Below are 16,486 nucleotides of genomic sequence, written 5' to 3'. Positions count from 1 at the left end.
GACAAACAGGTTCTCATCTGAGCATTTATCTCCATGCGCGGGATACCTAGAGTTCGGGCATCGCAGCCACACCGTGCTGCATCACCCCAGGAGACCCCTCATGAAGATCACCGTCATCGGCGCCGGCAACATGGGTGCCGCGTTCGTCAAGCAACTCAGCCGCGCCGGCCATCAGGTCAGCGTCACGGCGCGCGACGCCGCCAAGGCCGCCCAGGTCGCCGCCGCGAATCCCGGCGCCCGGGCCGTGCCCGCGGCCGGGGCCGCCGAGGGCGCCGACGCCGTCGTGCTGGCAACCGGCTACGCCGACGCGGTCGCCGCGCTGCGCGGCGTGGGCAACCTGGCCGGCCAGGTCGTCGTCGACATCACCAACCCGCTGACGCCCGACTACATGGGCCTGACGATCGGCCACAGCACATCGGCGGCCGAAGAGATCGCCAAGACCGTTCCGGGCGCCAACGTCGTCAAGGCCTTCAACACCGTGTTCGCCCAGGTGCTCGGCGAAGGCGCCGACTTCGGTCACGGCCGCAAGGTCGAGGTGTTCGTCGCCAGCGACAGCGAGCGGGCCAAGCAGACCGCGGCGGCCATCGCCGAAAGCATGGGCTTCGTGGTGGTCGATGCCGGCGGCCTGAAGAACGCGCGCTACCTCGAGCCGCTGGCGGGCCTGAACATCTACCTCGCCTATGGCGCGGGTCGGGGCACGGGCATCGCGCCGGCCTGGATCCGCAAGGCCTGAACCCCCGCCCAACCATCAAGGAGCACTCACATGAGCGATCGTGCAATTCAACGCGTACTGGGCACCGATGCCGGTCTCGGCCCGCTGGCCCTGCGCATCCCCGTCGGCATCATCTTCGCGGCGCACGGCGCGCAGAAGCTCTTCGGAGCCTTCGGCGGCTACGGTCTCGAAGGCACGGGCCAGTTCATGGCCTCGCTGGGCCTGACGCCGGGCTTCCTGATGGCCCTGCTCGCGGGCAGTGCCGAGTTCTTCGGCGGCCTGGCGCTGCTGGTCGGCGTGCTGGTGCGGCCCGCGGCGGCGGCGCTGGCCTTCGCGATGCTGGTGGCGATCTTCTCGGTGCACATCGGCAACGGCCTGTTCATGGCCAAGAACGGCTACGAGTTCGGCCTCGCGCTGCTCGCGGCATCGGTGTCGCTGCTGATCAGCGGTGCCGGCAGGCTGTCGGTGGACGCGGCGCTGGCCAGCCGGGCCGCGCGCTGAACACGTCGCGGGAAGCGCTTGTGAAGCAGCGGGGGCGGGCGTACAACGAGTGCCCCCTTCATGCTTCCCGGGAGCCGCGCATGGCCACGTACAAGGTTGGATATTTCGTCGGCAGCCTCGCCTCGACGTCGATCAACCGCCTGCTTGCGAAGGCGCTCGTGAAGCTGGCGCCGCCCGAACTCGTGATGAGCGAGATCGCGATCAAGGACCTGCCGCTGTACAGCTCGGACTACGACGCCGACTACCCGCCGGTGGCCCGCGCCTTCAAGCAGGCCATCGCCGATGTCGACGCAGTGTTGTTCGTGACCCCGGAGTACAACCGCTCGATTCCGGGTGGCCTGAAGAACGCCATCGACTGGGCGAGCAGGCCCTGGGGCAAGAACGCCTTTGCACGCAAGCCTTCGGGCGTGATCGGCACCTCGCCGGGCGCCATCGGCACCGCCGTGGCGCAGCAGAGCCTGCGCGGCGTGCTGTGCTTCTGCAACTCGCCGCTGATGAACACGGTGGAGGCCTACATCCAGTTCAAGCCCGGGCTCATCACGCCCGACGGCGAGGTCACCGACGAGGGCACGAAGAAGTTCCTGCAGAACTACATGACCGAGTTGCACGCCTTCATCGTGCGTGTGCTGACGGTGCTCCCGCGCACGACCTGAGCGACGCGTCGGATCGCCCGGCTCGCCTGCAGCGAGACGCGGTCACGCCGGCCACGGCGTCGGCCGAGGACCAGTCACGGCCTGGCTTCATCACGGTGTTCGGCCGTCAGCCTCTCCCACAAGCATCGCCGCCGTGCATCGGCGTCGGACAGGGCATTGCCCTCGTCGTCGAACGGCTCTGACGCGGGCCGCCGCGGCGGGCGCGCTGGGGCAATGAGCCGTCTACGATCCGGACTTCAGCGTTTTCGGGGAACCCCACGATGGCCGGCGGCGCGCCCTGGGTCTTGAGTCAGGTTCAGGTGGTCGCCGAAGCCGCGGCCACCGTCGCATTCGCCTTGTCGGGCGTCATCGAGGGCGCGCGCAAGCGGCTCGACGCGGTCGGCATCTGCGTGGTCGCTGGCCTGGCCGCGTTCGGCGGCGGCACCGTGCGCGACCTGGTGCTGGACCGCCGCCCGCTGTTCTGGATCGAGCACGCGGGCTGGCTGTGGGCCCTGCTGGCCGGCTGCATCGCGGCGATGGTGTTCATGCGCGCCCGGCACCTCGAGCCGACGGAACGCGCGATGCAGTGGCCCGACGCCATCGGCCTCGGGCTCTTCTCGGCCAACGGCACCCAGATCGCGCTGGACAGCGGCATGCCCACCATCGTCGCCGTGCTCCTGGGCATGGTGACGGCCGTGTTCGGCGGCGTGCTGCGCGACGTCGTCTGCAACGAGATCCCGCGCGCCTTCAACGACCACCGGCCCTATGCGATCTGCTCGTTCGCCGGGGGCTGGGTCCTGGTCGCGGCGCAGGCGCTCGCGCTGCCCGGCTGGGTCTGCCTGACCATCGCGGCGCTGGTGGCGACCGGCCTGCGCGCGGCAGCGGTCGCATGGGACTGGCGCCTGCCCGCGTGGCAGGCCTCGGGCAAGCCCTGAAAGCCGACCTATCCGCCGCGTGACTTCGACGCTCGCCCCGGACGGCTGGCGTACCAGCGTGGCCGGACAGCGGAAGGTCTTGCGCCGAACGCCGCGCTGCACTTCGCCTCGACGGGACCCAGCAGGTCCGAGAGGAAGCCGACGAAGTCCTGGACCACGGCATCCCGCTTCGACTCGGGTCGAATCAGGGCGCTGAACGGCGGCGAGTCACTGCTCTCCCAGTCGACCAGCACTGGTTGCAGCAGCCCGTCGCGAACGAAGGGCCACACCGACAGGTCGGCGAAGCGCCCGACGCCCTGGCCCAGCAGCACGGCCTGCAGCACGTCATCCCGGTTGGCACAGGTGAGCCAGCCGCTGACGGCGACTTCCTCGACCACGCCATCGCGCATGTGGCGCCACAGGTCCAGCACGGTGCCTTCCGGGCTGCGCACGAGGGGGCAGGCATGGTTCGCCAGCTCGGCGGGTCGGGCCGGGATGCCGTGGCGCCGCCAGTACGCGGGGCTGGCGCAGACGATCAGCCGGCTCTGCACCAGCGGCCGCTGCACGAGGTCCACGCTGCCAGGCCAACCCAGAGCCACCAGGACGTCGACGCCGCGGGTCGCGGTGTCCGTGACGGTCAGGAAGTCCACGGTGCGCAGGTCGATGTGCACGTGGGGATGTCGCTCGTGCCATTCGGGCAGCGCCGGCACCAGCAGCGCGCGCGACAGCAGCGGCGGCGCGCCGACGACGAGCGTGCGCGTGCGCCGCAACTCCGGCGCCACCAGCGCCCGCTCGGCGTCGGCCAGCTGGGCCAGCAGCGGCGTGCAGCTCTCCAGGTACTGCGCACCGCGTGCGGTGAGCGCCAGCCCCTGCGTGCTGCGGTCGAGCAGCTTGACGCCCAGGTCGCGCTCCAGCGATGAGACCAGCTTGGTGACGGCCGGCACGCTGACGTCGAAGCGCCGCGCCGCCGCCGAGAAGCTGCCCTCCTCGACGGCGGCCACGAAGTAGTGCAGTGCGCGCAGCTTGTCCATCGCCGATGGGTCCGGGCAGTCCCTAACTTCTGGTTAAGGGCATTGTGCCCGGCGGATCCTTTCGCGCCGTCGGGGCGGCTCCTACATTGGCCCCATCGACACGCTGGAGCGCGCCCATGAACACCGCCACCCTGGCCACCAACTGCGTCGCGACACGCCGGCGTGGCCCGTCCTTGCTCGGTGGTGCGTTCGCGCTCTTCAACGGCCTGCGCATCGTCGCCTACCTGCCCACGCTGGCCGCCATCCAGACCAGTGGCCAGGCCGACCAGCACTCGATGTTCACCTGGCTGACCTTCCTGGGCGCCAACTTGACCATGGCGCTGTGGCTGCACGAGCAGAACGGGCGGCGCGTCAACCGCGCGGTGGCAGTCAATGCCTTCAATGCCTTCATGTGCGGCGCCATCGCCGCTTCCATCGCGTGGCTGCGCTGGGTGCAGCCGAACCCGGCCCTCACGAACCTTTTCTGACCGCGGAGGATTCCATGCGCCAGCTCCTGCTCTCGATCGCGGCCTCGATGGCCCTGCTCACTCCCGTCGCCGCATCGGCACAGACCGCCGCCGCGGACGGCTTTCCGACGCGGCCCCTGCGCATGCTGGTGCCCGTGCCGGCCGGCGGGCCCAGCGACTTCATCGCGCGCCAGGTGGCGCAGCAGCTCGCTGCGTCGCTCGGACAGGTGGTGACCGTGGAGAACAAGCCTGGCGCCAACGGGCTCGTCGCTGCCCGCGAGGTGCTGGTTGCGCCTGCCGACGGCCACACCTTGCTCTATGCCCCCGGCTCGATGATCGCGACACCGCTGATGGCCAAGGGTTCGGGCGTGGACTGGTCACGGGATCTGGCGCCGCTGGGCAAGGTCGGCCGGGTGCCCTTTGCCCTCGCCGTGCACCCCGGCGTGCAGGCCCAGACGCTCGCCGACCTGGTGCGGCAGGCGCGCCGGCAGCCTGGCGTGCTCAACGTGGCCACCAGCACGCCCAGCGAGGTACTGGCCGCGTCGCAGTTCATGAAGGCGGCCGGCATCCAGCTCACGCGGGTGCCGTACAAGGGCGGAACCCAGGCGCTGCCCGACCTGCTGGCGGGTCGCGTGCAGTTGATGTTCGGACCGCTGTCGCTGCTGCAGCCGCAGGCCAGGTCGGGTGCGCTGCGCATCCTGGCCACACTGGCGCCCGAGCGCAGCGCCGCGTTGCCCGACGTTCCGACCATGGACGAGTCCGGGATGGGCGGCGTAGACGTGCCCACGTGGCAGGCCGTCTACACGACAGCCATGGTGCCGCCGGCCACCCGTGCCCGGCTGGCCACCGACATCGCCGCCGCGGTGGCCCGGCCGGAGATGCGCGTCGAGTTCGAGCGTCGCATGCTCGCCGTCGAAGGCGCATCACCCCAGGCGCTGGCTGCGACGATCGCGCATGAACTGGCGGTGTGGTCTGCCCTGATCGACGAGTACAAGCTGACCGCCGATTGAACGCGCCCGGGCCGACGATGCGCGTCCTGTTCTGCACCACCGGCGGGCTGGGGCACCTGATGCCGCTGCGTCCACTGGCCTCGGCGTTGCGGTGCCGAGGCCACGAGGTGGCTTGGGTGACGGCCCCCGATGCCTTGCCGGTGCTGCGGGACGAGGGCTTCGACCTGTTCGCGGCCGGTCCCACCTTCGAGGCGAGCCGGCGTCAGTTCCGCGAGGCCCATGCCGATGCGGCGTTGTTGACCGGCGAGCGGCTGTCGGCATATGCCTTTCCGAGGCTGTTCGGGGCCGTGCTCGGGCCCGCGATGCTCGAAGGCGTGGACCAGGCGGTGCGGCACTGGCTGCCCGACCTCGTGGTGACCGAGCCAGCAGCGCTGGCCGTGCCGCTGGTCTGCGAGACCTTGGGCCTGCGCCACCTGACCCACGGCTACGGCCTGCGGCCACCGCGTGCGTACCTCGAGAACGCCCTGCGCTTCTTCGCGCCGCAATGGCGGGCGCGTGGCCTCGATGCCCCCGCCGGCGGCAGTCCCCATCGTCAGCTCGACCTGGACATCGCACCGCCGAGCCTGCAGCCTGCAGCCGCACGATCTCACGACGGCGTCTTTCGCTACAACGCCCATCGACCTGCTCCCCAGGTGCCGTTCGCGCTGCCCGGGGGGCTCCGGGCGGCGCTGCAGCGATCGAGCGCGCGGGGGCCCCGCCTGTATGTGACGTTCGGTACCGTGTTCAATCGCAGCGCCGCACTGATCGCTGCCGCCCGGGCCGCTGCCCGGCTCGGCGGGACGGTGGTCGTCACGGCAGGTGCCGATGGCGATCTGCAGGGTCTCGCGGGGCTCGGCGCCCACGTGCACGTTCATCGGTTCGTGGATCAGGCGGCCTTGTTGCCGCACTGCGACGTGGTGGTCTCGCACGGCGGTGCGGGGACGATGCTCGGGGCAGCGGCCCACGGCGTGCCGCATCTGGTCCTGCCGCAAGCGGCGGACCACTTTCGAAACGGGCGCGCCCTCTGCTCTGCAGGCGCGGGTCGCACCGTCGAACCGGAATGGCAGACCGAGGCCGCGGTGACCGCTTCCTTGTCGGCCGTGCTGACGTCAGCCGCGCTCGAGAGCGGCGCGAGCGCGCTGGCCCGGGAGATGGCGGCCATGCCGGATGCGCGCGCGGCAGCCATGGCGGTGGAGCGTTGGAACGCCAGCGCGCCCTGCCGGACCACGGACGCGAGGTGAGCGCGCTCCGATCCCGGTTCGCATCAGCGCGCGAGGAACTGCAGCGCCCTGGGCACGAAATCGGCGTGGTACTGGAACACGCCGCCGTGGCCGGCATCGGGATAGATGACCAGGCTGCTGTTCGGCAGGCGCCGGGCAAGATCGCGCGAGTTGGGTGTCGGCACCATCCGGTCGTCGTCACCGTTGACGACGAGCACCGGCTGCCGGATTACCGAGAGGTCGACGGGCTGCTTGCGGCCCCACGCGCCGAGCGCCTGAAGCTGCGCCACGTAGGCCCGCACGGCGATGTCCTTGTCGCGACCTTCGGAACGCTCCTTCAGTCGCGCCAGGAACGCCTTGCCGGCGTCGATCCCGGCCGGCGTGCGGGTGAAGAACAGGTACTGCTTCGGGTCCTGGCCGGTGACCAGGCCCCGCACCAGATCGACGTTAGCGACGCCGGCCACCGCGCTGATGCCTTCGCCCCCGGCCGGGCCGGTTCCGGCCAGGATCATCCTGCGAACGAGCCGGGGCTCCTTCAGCGCGATCTCCTGCGCGATCATGCCGCCCATCGAGAAGCCGAAGAGGTCGACCTGCGCGAAGCCCATGGCCGCGATGAAGGTGATGGCGTCGTCCGCCATCTGCTCGATCGACCTGGCCGGCGCGCCGGTGGACGCACCGACCCCCCGGTTGTCGAACACGATCACGTGGTGCCTGGCCGCGAGGCCGTCGACGACGCGGGGATCCCAGTTGTCCAGCACGGCCGCGAGGTGGTTCAGGAAGATCACCGGCGTGCCGCCATGCTGCCTGCCGAGCTCGCGGTAGGCGAAGTCGACGCCGCCCGCCGACAGGCTTTGTGTCGGCACGTCGGTCCACCTGACCCCCGCTGCCTGGGACACCGGCGCCGGGTGGGCCTGGGCACGGACCGGCGACGCGTCACGCGCCTGCGCAGGCACGGACGTGAGCAAGGAGGTCACGGCCCATGCCAGGGCGAGCCGAGGGATGAAGTGGCGCATGCCGTGCTCCGTTGAATCTGCTTCACGCCTGCTGGGGAAGGTAGCTGGGCCGCGCCGCGGTCAAGCCGCGCTTGACCTGCTCGGTGATTTCGTCGGCCAGCACCTCGTCGAGGCCCGCTTCGAGTCCGTCGAGTGCCCGCGCGACGATCGCTTCAGGGCTGGACTTCGGCACATCGAAGCCCCGCGTGAGATCGGTGTCGACGTAGCCCATGTGCAGCGCCAGCACCTGCGTCGCCTGCTGCGCCAGTTCGGCGCGCAGCGCATTGGTGAGCGACCAGGCGGCGGACTTGCTCGCCGAGTACGCCGCCAGCCCACCGCCGCTCACCCAGGAGGCGACCGACAAGACGTTGAGGAAGCCGCCTCCCCCGTGGCGCCTGAGGATCGGCGCAAACGCCTTGCTGATCCGCAACATGCCGAAGAAGTTGGTCTCGAAGATGCGCCGGGCGACGTCTTCGCTGTCATCGGCGAGAAATCCGCCGGGCTGGGCGATGCCGGCGTTGTTGATGACCAGCGTCACGTCCGATGCCAGCGCTGCGGCGGCGGCCACGTCTTCCGGCTTGTTGACGTCCAGCCGCAGGGCGTGAACCCCCGGCTGGGTGATGGTGGCGGGGTCGCGTGCCGCCGCGTAGACCTTGCGGGCACCGCGCGCGAGCAGTTCATCGGCGAATGCGCGGCCGATGCCACGGTTCGCGCCGGTGACGAGGGCCACGGCGTTCTCGATCTTCATGACGTTCTCCAAGAAAAGGGGCGGGAGGAAGTGGGTGGGCACCGGCGCGGGCGCGCCGCCCATGGGTGTGCCGATGGCCGCTATCGCATCTGCACGACGACCTTGCCCTTCGAGCGCCCGAGGGCGAGGTAGTCCAGGGCGTCCTTGGCCTGCTCGAAGGGAAACACCCGGTCGATCACCGGCCGGATGCGCTGCGTCTCGAGCAGCTGGCCGATCTGGGCGAGCTGGTCGCCGTCGGGTCGGGCAAACAGGAAGGCGTAGTCGACGTCGTGCTTCTTCGCGAGGTGCATGATCCGGCGGCTCATCAGCGCGAACACGACCCTCAGCACGACATTGAGCCGGCGGGCGCGAGCGAATGCGACGTCCAGCGGCCCGACCAGCGAGACGACCCGGCCGCCCGCCTTCAGGATGCCGATGGACTTCTCGATCGCGTCACCCCTGACGGTGCCCAGCACCGCGTCGTAGCCGCGCAGCACCGCCTCGAATTCCTGCTTCTTGTAGTCGACGATCTCGTCGGCGCCCAGTCGGCGCACCAGCTCGACGTTGCCGCTGCTCGTGGTCGTGCCGACGCGGGCCCCCAGGACCTTGGCGAGCTGGATGGCGAACGTGCCGATGCCGCCGGAGCCGGCCGGGATGAACACCTTCTGCCCCGCCCGCAGGCCGATGCGCTCCTTCAGCGCCTGCCAAGAGGTCAGCCCGACCATCGGGATCGAGGCCGCCTGGACGAAGTCGAGGTTCGCCGGCTTCAACGCGGCGGCGCTTTCGGGGACCACCGCGAATTCGGCGATCGACCCCGTGCCCTGGTCGAAGGTGCTGGCGTAGACCGCGTCGCCGACCTTGAACCGGGTCACCCGCGTGCCGACTTCCGTCACCACGCCCGCGAGGTCGCTGCCCAGCGTGGCCGGCAGCTCGAACTTCACGACGGCCTTGAAGAGCCCGGTCGGAATCATGTTGTCGATCGGGTTCACGCCCGCCGCGTGGACCTGGACCAGCAGTTCGTCGGGCTTGAGCGTGGGGCGCGGCACCTCGGCGAAGCCGATCTCGGGGGACTTGCCGTAGCGCTTGAAGGTGAGTGCTTTCATGGGGGGTGCTGCCGTGGCAAGTTCGATGAGTCAATTATGACGATCATCATCTTAAAAGTCAAGACTTTGATGATGGTCAGCATCAATGTATAGTCCAAGCGAAAGGACGCACCCCCGGCGCAGACAGCGATGAAAGTCACCAAGGCACAGGCGCAGGCCAATCGCACGCATGTCGTCGAGACGGCGTCGGAGCTGTTTCGCGAACGCGGCTTCGACGGGATCGGCGTTGCCGACCTGATGGCCGCGGCGGGTTTCACGCACGGCGGCTTCTACAAGCACTTCGGCTCCAAGGCCGACCTGATGGCCGAAGCGACGGCCTGCGGCATCGCGAAGACCATCGCCCTGTCCGATGGCGTGGATGCTCCGACGTTCGTCGAGCATTACCTGTCGCGCGCGCACCGGGACGCTCGCGCCACCGGCTGCACGCTGGCCGCGCTCGGCAGCGACGCGGCACGGCAGCCGGAGTCGGTGCGGGTCGCGCTGGAGGACGGCGTCGAGACGCTGGTGGCGACGCTGATGCGGTCAAACGGCGCGTCGGGTGCCGCTGATGATGCGCAGGCGCGATCCCGCATCCTCGACGCGCTGGCGCACGCGGTGGGTGCCCTCGTCCTGTCGCGGGCCTGCCCGGACGATTCGCCGCTCGCCGACGAAATCCTCGCCGTCGGCCGGGAGGCCATCCTCGAGTCGCTGCGGCCGAAGCAGGCCGTGAAGGCCGCGCCGCGCAGGCGAAACGCGGACTGAACCGTCAGCGCGCGTCGACCGACCCGCGCGCCGCGTGCGCGACCTGCGGACCGCAGGGCGCGATCGCGCTCACCACTTCATCTCGCCCTTGTTGACCTTCGCGCCGATGTCCAGCGCGATGCCCAGCCCCGCCTTCGGGTAGGCCTTCTGCATCGTGGCGATCAGCTCGGCGCCGCTCGGCGCCTTCGCCAGCTCGGACTCGAAGCGCTTCAGGTAATCGCGCGTGTAGGCGATCGTCGTCGCATCGGTCGCCGTGCCGGCGGCCATGTGGCCGGGCACCACGAGCGCGGGCTGCAGCGCCTGCATCTCGTCGAGCTGCGCGAGCCAGGCCTGCCGCTCGCTCGGCTTCTGCGTGTCGGCGGTCCACACATGCAGGTTGCCGAACACCGCGAGGTTGCCGACGATCGCCTTGATCGACGGGATCCACACGTAGGGGCGGTGCGCCAGTTCGCCGGTCGTGCCGCGCACCTCGATGACCTGCCCGTCCACGCTCAGCGTGGTGCCGCTGATCGCCTCCGGCAGCACCGGCTGCTTCGGCGCGTTGACGCCCATCTTCGGGCCCCAGAAGGCGAGCTTGCCGGCCATCTTGGCCTGGATCTTCTCGCGCACTGCCGGGGTGGTCAGCACCTGCGCCTGCGGGAAGAGGCCCTTGAGCGTCTCGGCGCCGAAGTAGAAGTCGGGATCGGCGTTGCTGATGAAGATCGTCTTCAGCGTCCTGCCGGAGTCGAGCACGTTGGCCGCGACGCGCAGCGCATCGGCACGCGTGAAGCCGCTGTCGATCACCATCGCCTCGCTCGGGCCGCTCACGACGATGGCATTGACGTGGAAGCTGTTCGCATCGGCGTTGTAGACCTTGACGGCCAGCGGTGCGGCGGCCTGCGCGGCAGCCTGGTCGGCCGCGACGACACCGAGGGCGAACACGGGCAGCAGGGCGCGGGCGATCTTGAAGCGGGGAAGCATGCGGGGTTTCCTTGGAGGTGAAAGTGGCGACGAGGTGGACTCTATAGACGCCACTTTGGTAGATAAACGCCCGATCGATAGAATGTTCTTTGCATCATTCGATCGAATCCTCACGCATGGACCGTCTCACCGCCACCCGTGTCTTCGTCACGGTTGCCGAGCACGGCAGCCTCACGCAGGCGGCGGAGCGCCTGGACATGTCCACCGCGATGGTGAGCAGGTATCTGGCGGCCGCCGAAGGCTGGCTGGGGGCGCGGCTGCTGCACCGCACGACGCGGCGCATCAGCCTCACCGAAGCGGGCCAGGCGGCGCTGCCGTCCTGCCGTCAGCTGCTGGACCTGGCGGAGGACGTCGTGCACCAGGCCGGCGAGATGAGCCGCGTGCCGTCCGGCCGGCTGCGCATCACGAGTTCACCGTCGTTCGCCGAGGCGCAGCTGGCCCCGGCGCTGGTCGAGTTCCAGCAGCGGCACCCGCAGGTGGATGTATCGCTGGTCGTGACCGACCGCAGCGTCGACCTCGCCGCCGAGCGCATCGACCTGGCGGTGCGCATCACCAATTCGCTCGAGCCGACGATGATCGCTCGGCCCCTGGCGGTCTGTCGCTCGGTGCTGTGCGCCGCACCGCGCTACCTGCGCGCGCACGGCACGCCGCAGACGGCAGACGCCATGCGCCAGCACGTCTGCCTGATGCACGCGATCGTCGGCGCAGCGCAGTTCCGCTTCCGCCGCCGCGGACAGTGGATCGAGCTGCCGGTGACCGAGCGGTTCTCCACCAACGACACCGCGGTGCTGCGCCGCGCCGTGATCGAAGGTGGCGGCATCGGCATCCTGCCGACCTACCTCGTGGCCGAGGACCTCCAGCGCGGCCGGCTCGTGCGCGTGCTGCCCGCGCTCGAACCCGAGACACTCGGCATCCACGCGATCTTCCTGTCGCGGCAGCACCAGCCATTGGCGCTGAGGCTGCTGGTCGACCACCTGGTTGAGCGTTTCGGCGGCGAGACGCCGCCGTGGGACCGGTGATGCGCAGCGTCAGGTCGAGGCGGCGCAGCGAGAAGCCGGCCCTACTCCCACTCGATCGTCGCCGGCGGTTTGCTCGACACGTCGTAGGTGACGCGGTTGATGCCGCGCACTTCGTTGATGATGCGGCCCGAGACCTTCTTCAACAGGCTGTACGGCAGCTCGGCCCAGTCGGCGGTCATGAAGTCCGAGGTCTGCACCGCGCGCAGCGCGACCACGTAGTCGTAGGTGCGGCCGTCGCCCATCACGCCGACGCTCTTGACCGGCAGGAACACCGTGAAGGCCTGGCTGGTCAGCTCGTACCAGCTCTTGCCGCTCGGGGGATCGATTGCCGCGCGCAGTTCCTCGATGAAGATCGCGTCGGCGCGGCGCAGCAGGTCGGCGTACTCGCGCTTGACTTCGCCGAGGATGCGCACGCCCAGGCCCGGTCCGGGGAAGGGATGGCGGTAGACCATGTCGTGCGGCAGGCCCAGCGCCACGCCGAGCTCGCGCACCTCGTCCTTGAACAGGTCGCGCAGCGGCTCCAGCAGCTTCAGCCCCAGCGTCTCGGGCAGCCCGCCGACGTTGTGGTGGCTCTTGATCGTGATCGCCTTCTTGGTCTTGGCGCCGCCGGACTCGATGACGTCCGGGTAGATCGTGCCCTGCGCGAGCCACTTCACGCCGCCGGACGCTGCGCCTGCGGCGGCCTTGAGCTTCGCGGCCTCGGCCTGGAACACCTCGACGAACTCGCGGCCGATGATCTTGCGCTTGGCCTCGGGGTCGCTCACGCCGGCGAGCTTGCCGAGGAACTGCGCGCTGGCATCGACATGCACCACCTTCGCATGCAGCCGGCCGGCGAACATCTCCATCACCGCCTGCCCTTCGTTCAGGCGCAGCAGGCCGTGGTCGACGAAGACGCAGGTCAGCTGGTCGCCGATCGCGCGGTGGATCAGCGCCGCGGCGACGCTGGAATCGACGCCGCCGGACAGGCCGAGGATCACCTCCTCTTCGCCGACCTGCGCGCGGATCGCGGCCACGGCTTCCTCGATGTGGTCGCGCATCACCCAGTCGGGCCGCGCGGCGCAGATCTGCAGCACGAAGCGTTCGAGCAGCGCGCGGCCCTGCAGCGTGTGCGTGACCTCGGGATGGAACTGCACCGCGTAATAACCCCGCGCTTCATCGGCCATGCCGGCGATCGGGCAGCTCGGCGTCGAGGCCATCAGCTTGAAGCCGGGCGGCATCGCGGTGACCTTGTCGCCGTGGCTCATCCACACCTTCAGCATGCCGTGGCCTTCCGGCGTGCGATGGTCCTCGATGCCGTCGAGAAGCTTCGTGTGGCCGTGCGCGCGCACTTCGGCATAACCGAACTCGCGGTGGGCCGAGGCCTCGACCTCGCCGCCGAGCTGCACAGTCATCGTGAACATGCCGTAGCAGATGCCGAGCACCGGCACGCCGAGCTGCCAGACCGCGGCAGGGGCCCGCAGGTCGTGCTCCTCGTAGGTGCTGGCATGGCTGCCCGAGAGGATCACGCCCTTCGGGTTGAAATGGCGGATGAACTCGTCCGAGACGTCATTCGGATGGATCTCGCAGTAGACGTGGGCCTCGCGCACGCGGCGCGCGATCAGCTGCGTGACCTGCGAGCCGAAGTCGAGGATCAGGATCTTGTCGTGGTTCATGGTCGGGCGGTGGCCACGGCGGGCGCGGCTTGACGGAATTTCCAGTGGGCGAGCAGCAGCGCGGCGAGCATCAGGGTCGCGCTGAAATAGAACGGCAGGCCGATCAGCCAGTCGCCCTTCGGCCGGTGCGACACGATGCCCAGCAGCGGCGTCGCGATCAGCGGTGCGCTGACCGCCATCAGGCTGTTCAGCGACGCCAGCGAGCCCATCGTCTCGCCCTGAACGCGGGCGTCGGCGGCGTTGGAGATGATGCTCTGCACGGCCGCGGTCCCGCCGGCGCTCAGCAGGTTGCCGACGATGATCACCGCGTACAGCATCCAGCCCTCGGTCGACAGGCCGAAGCCGAGGTAGGTCAGGAAGCCCGCGAACAGCGAGAACAGCGCCAGCCGCGGTGGCTCGAAGAGCTTGAGCGAATGCTTCAGCAGCACGCCCTGCGCGAAGGCCGACATCACGCCGACGCACAGCAGGCTGAAGCCGACCTCCTTCGGACCCCAGCCGAACTTGAACTTCGTGTACAGCACCCAGCTGGTGTGCAGCGTGAACTGCGCCAGCGACACCAGCGCGACCACGCCCACCAGCGCGCCGACGCCACGCAGGCGCGCCAGGCCCGACAGCGCCGCGAAGGGGTTCGCGCGCTTCCATTCGAAGGGTCGCCGGCGCTCCGGCGTCAGCGATTCCGGCAGCACGAACCAGCCGTACAGCCAGTTCAGGATCGCCATGCCGCCGGCGACGAAGAACGGCAGGCGCACGTCGGCCGAGCCGAGCAGGCCGCCCATCACCGGGCCCAGCGTGAAGCCGATGCCGAACATCGCGCCGAGCTGGCCGAAGCGCTGCGCGCGCTGCTCCGGCGGCGTGATGTCGGCGACGTAGGCATTGGCGATCGCGATGTTCGACTGCATCGCGCCGGAGAACAGGCGCACCACGATCAGCATCCACAGATGGGTGGCCAGCCCGGTGACGATGAAGCTCAGCGCCAGGCCCGAAAAGCCGATCAGCAGCACCGGGCGCCGCCCGTACTGGTCGGACAGCGCGCCGAGGATCGGCGAGCCGAAGAAGTTGGCGACCGAGAACGAGAAGGTCACGGCGCCGAACCACCAGGCCTGCGCGGCCGGCGAATCGGTGAAGGTGCCGACGATGTGCGGCAGCACCGGCACGATCAGGCCGATGGAGATCATGTCGATCATCACTGCGATGAGGATGAACGACATGGCCGCCTTCCTTTCGGAGAGGCGGCCATTCGTCTCGGCGGGAAGGCGTCCGCTCAAAGCGCTTACTCCATCCGGTAGTTGGGCGCCTCTTTGGTGATCTGCACGTCGTGCACGTGGCTCTCACGGATGCCCGACGACGTGATCTCGACGAACTGCGCCTTGCTCTGCATCTCGGCGACGGTGGAGCAGCCGCAGTAGTGCATCGACGCGCGCAGGCCGCCGGCGTACTGGAAGATGATGCCGACGACCGAGCCCTTGTACGGCACCTGGCCCTCGATGCCTTCGGGCACCAGCTTGGCGCTGGCGTTCGCCGTGGTCGTCGCCGCCGAGCTGTCCTGGAAGTAGCGGTCGGCCGAGCCCTGCTGCATCGCGCCGATCGAACCCATGCCGCGGTAGCTCTTGTAGCTGCGGCCCTGGTACAGGATCACCTCGCCCGGGGCTTCTTCGGTGCCGGCGAAGGCGCCGCCCATCATCACGGTGTCGGCGCCGGCGGCGATGGCCTTGGCCAGGTCGCCGGAAAAGCGGATGCCGCCATCGGCGATCAGCGGCACCCCCGTGCCGGCCAGCGCCTTGGCCACCGAGTCGATGGCCATGATCTGCGGCACGCCGACGCCGGTGACGATGCGCGTGGTGCAGATCGAGCCGGGGCCGATGCCGACCTTCACCGCATCGGCACCGGCTTCGACCAGCGCCAGCGCGGCCTCGCCGGTGGCGATGTTGCCGCCGATGACCTCGACCTGCGGGAAGTTCTTCTTGACCCAGCGCACGCGGTCGATCACGCCGGCCGAGTGGCCGTGGGCGGTGTCGACCACCAGCGCGTCGACGCCGGCCTTGACCAGCAGCTCGACGCGTTCTTCGGTGCCGTCGCCCACGCCCACCGCCGCGCCGACGCGCAGCTTGCCGTGCGCATCGCGTGCGGCACTGGGAAAGCTGGTCTGCTTGGTGATGTCCTTCACCGTCATCAGGCCGCGCAGCTCGTAGGCATCGTTGACGACCAGCACGCGCTCGAGCTTGTGCTTGTGCATCAGCGCCTTGCCGTCCTCGATGGTCGCGCCTTCGTTGACGACGATGAGCTTCTCGCGCGGCGTCATGATCTCGCGCACCGGCACGTCCAGCCGGGTCTCGAAGCGCAGGTCGCGGCCGGTGACGATGCCGACGACGCGGCCGTCCTCGATCACCGGGAAGCCGGAGATGCCGTGCTGCTTCGACAGGGTCATCACGTCGCGCACCGGCACGCCGGGCGAGATCGTGATCGGGTCGCGCAGCACGCCGGACTCGTAGCGCTTGACACGCGCCACCTCGGCCGCCTGCTGCTTCGGCGTCAGGTTCTTGTGCACGATGCCGATGCCGCCTTCCTGCGCGATGGCGATCGCGAGGCGGGCTTCGGTGACGGTGTCCATCGCGGCGGACACCAGGGGCAGGTTCAGGTTGATCCGGCGCGTGAAGCGCGTCGCGAGGCTGGTGTCGCGCGGCAGGACCTGCGAGAAGGCGGGCACCAACAACACATCGTCGAAGGTGAGCGCTTTGCCGAGAAGGCGCATGGGGAATGCTCCAGACGCAAAAGCGGATTATAGGGATGCCCCCAGGGCGGCCCGGGTCGTCGGGTTGCCGAACGCCTTGTATCCCCCGCCTGGAGGGG

Annotated in this window: 17 protein-coding genes; 9 read left to right on the top strand and 8 right to left on the bottom strand. The window is 69.6% G+C overall.

The annotated features are described in order from the left end of the window. Positions 1-100 precede the first annotated feature (100 nt). From P1K89_RS15770 to P1K89_RS15755, 4 genes are all read left to right on the top strand, one after another. On the top strand, positions 101-733 hold the full coding sequence (locus tag P1K89_RS15770; protein ID WP_284617385.1) for an NADPH-dependent F420 reductase: 633 nt from the start codon (positions 101-103) through the stop codon (positions 731-733). Between the two features lie 30 nt (positions 734-763). After that, the gene (locus P1K89_RS15765) at positions 764-1,213 is read left to right on the top strand and encodes a DoxX family protein (protein ID WP_284617384.1); all 450 of its coding nucleotides are present in this window, start codon (positions 764-766) and stop codon (positions 1,211-1,213) included. An 80-nt stretch (positions 1,214-1,293) separates the two neighbouring features. Then, the gene (locus tag P1K89_RS15760) at positions 1,294-1,866 is read left to right on the top strand and encodes an NADPH-dependent FMN reductase (RefSeq protein ID WP_284617383.1); all 573 of its coding nucleotides are present in this window, start codon (positions 1,294-1,296) and stop codon (positions 1,864-1,866) included. Positions 1,867-2,126: 260 nt separating this feature from the next. Then, positions 2,127-2,780, top strand: a complete 654-nt coding sequence (locus P1K89_RS15755) for a trimeric intracellular cation channel family protein (protein WP_284617382.1) — start codon at positions 2,127-2,129, stop codon at positions 2,778-2,780. A gap of 8 nt (positions 2,781-2,788) precedes the next feature. Here the strand turns inward: P1K89_RS15755 and P1K89_RS15750 are convergent, their stop codons facing one another. Then, positions 2,789-3,790: a LysR family transcriptional regulator gene (locus P1K89_RS15750; protein WP_284617381.1), complete on the bottom strand. Its 1,002-nt coding sequence runs from the start codon at positions 3,788-3,790 to the stop codon at positions 2,789-2,791. A 116-nt stretch (positions 3,791-3,906) separates the two neighbouring features. On the opposite strand from P1K89_RS15750, the gene P1K89_RS15745 reads away from it, so the two are divergent. From P1K89_RS15745 to P1K89_RS15735, 3 genes are read left to right on the top strand one after another with little or no spacing between them, the layout of a single operon-like run. Then, entirely contained in the window at positions 3,907-4,257 is a 351-nt protein-coding gene (locus tag P1K89_RS15745; RefSeq protein ID WP_284617380.1) for a hypothetical protein, read from the top strand. Further along, on the top strand, positions 4,209-5,246 hold the full coding sequence (locus P1K89_RS15740) for a Bug family tripartite tricarboxylate transporter substrate binding protein (protein WP_284617379.1): 1,038 nt from the start codon (positions 4,209-4,211) through the stop codon (positions 5,244-5,246). The genes P1K89_RS15745 and P1K89_RS15740 overlap by 49 nt, the downstream gene beginning before the upstream one ends. A 17-nt stretch (positions 5,247-5,263) precedes the next feature. After that, entirely contained in the window at positions 5,264-6,466 is a 1,203-nt protein-coding gene (locus tag P1K89_RS15735; RefSeq protein WP_284617378.1) for a glycosyltransferase, read from the top strand. A 23-nt stretch (positions 6,467-6,489) separates the two neighbouring features. Here the strand turns inward: P1K89_RS15735 and P1K89_RS15730 are convergent, their stop codons facing one another. The 3 genes from P1K89_RS15730 to P1K89_RS15720 all read right to left on the bottom strand — a co-directional run bounded on the left by P1K89_RS15730 (position 6,490) and on the right by P1K89_RS15720 (position 9,267). Continuing rightward, positions 6,490-7,458, bottom strand: coding sequence for an alpha/beta fold hydrolase (locus tag P1K89_RS15730; RefSeq protein ID WP_284617377.1), 969 nt, complete (start codon positions 7,456-7,458; stop codon positions 6,490-6,492). A 22-nt stretch (positions 7,459-7,480) separates the two neighbouring features. Next, on the bottom strand, positions 7,481-8,185 hold the full coding sequence (locus P1K89_RS15725) for an SDR family oxidoreductase (RefSeq protein ID WP_284617376.1): 705 nt from the start codon (positions 8,183-8,185) through the stop codon (positions 7,481-7,483). Positions 8,186-8,265: 80 nt separating this feature from the next. Next, positions 8,266-9,267: an NADP-dependent oxidoreductase gene (locus P1K89_RS15720; protein WP_284617375.1), complete on the bottom strand. Its 1,002-nt coding sequence runs from the start codon at positions 9,265-9,267 to the stop codon at positions 8,266-8,268. Positions 9,268-9,396: 129 nt separating this feature from the next. Here P1K89_RS15720 and P1K89_RS15715 point away from each other — a divergent pair, with 129 nt between their 5' ends. Beyond that, positions 9,397-10,008, top strand: coding sequence for a TetR/AcrR family transcriptional regulator (locus tag P1K89_RS15715; protein ID WP_284617374.1), 612 nt, complete (start codon positions 9,397-9,399; stop codon positions 10,006-10,008). Positions 10,009-10,077: 69 nt separating this feature from the next. Here P1K89_RS15715 and P1K89_RS15710 read toward each other — a convergent pair whose 3' ends face one another. Further along, on the bottom strand, positions 10,078-10,968 hold the full coding sequence (locus tag P1K89_RS15710; RefSeq protein WP_284617373.1) for an MBL fold metallo-hydrolase: 891 nt from the start codon (positions 10,966-10,968) through the stop codon (positions 10,078-10,080). A 116-nt stretch (positions 10,969-11,084) separates the two neighbouring features. On the opposite strand from P1K89_RS15710, the gene P1K89_RS15705 reads away from it, so the two are divergent. Continuing rightward, on the top strand, positions 11,085-11,987 hold the full coding sequence (locus tag P1K89_RS15705) for a LysR family transcriptional regulator (RefSeq protein ID WP_284617372.1): 903 nt from the start codon (positions 11,085-11,087) through the stop codon (positions 11,985-11,987). 41 nt (positions 11,988-12,028) lie between these two features. Here the strand turns inward: P1K89_RS15705 and guaA are convergent, their stop codons facing one another. From guaA to guaB, 3 genes are all read right to left on the bottom strand, one after another. Then, positions 12,029-13,639, bottom strand: coding sequence for a glutamine-hydrolyzing GMP synthase (guaA, locus tag P1K89_RS15700; RefSeq protein ID WP_284617371.1), 1,611 nt, complete (start codon positions 13,637-13,639; stop codon positions 12,029-12,031). Continuing rightward, positions 13,636-14,847 (bottom strand): MFS transporter, encoded by a 1,212-nt coding sequence (locus tag P1K89_RS15695; protein ID WP_284617370.1) that lies wholly within the window; start codon positions 14,845-14,847, stop codon positions 13,636-13,638. The genes guaA and P1K89_RS15695 overlap by 4 nt, the downstream gene beginning before the upstream one ends. A gap of 62 nt (positions 14,848-14,909) precedes the next feature. Then, a complete protein-coding gene (gene guaB / locus P1K89_RS15690; RefSeq protein ID WP_284617369.1) occupies positions 14,910-16,388 on the bottom strand; it encodes an IMP dehydrogenase in 1,479 nt (492 codons plus the stop codon). Between the last annotated feature and the right edge of the window lie 98 nt (positions 16,389-16,486).

This window comes from Aquabacterium humicola (assembly GCF_030167915.1).
Taxonomy (GTDB): Bacteria; Pseudomonadota; Gammaproteobacteria; order Burkholderiales; family Burkholderiaceae_C; genus Pseudaquabacterium; species Pseudaquabacterium humicola.
Note: the sequence above shows the minus strand (reverse complement) of the source record. Positions and strands in the feature narration are given on the sequence as shown.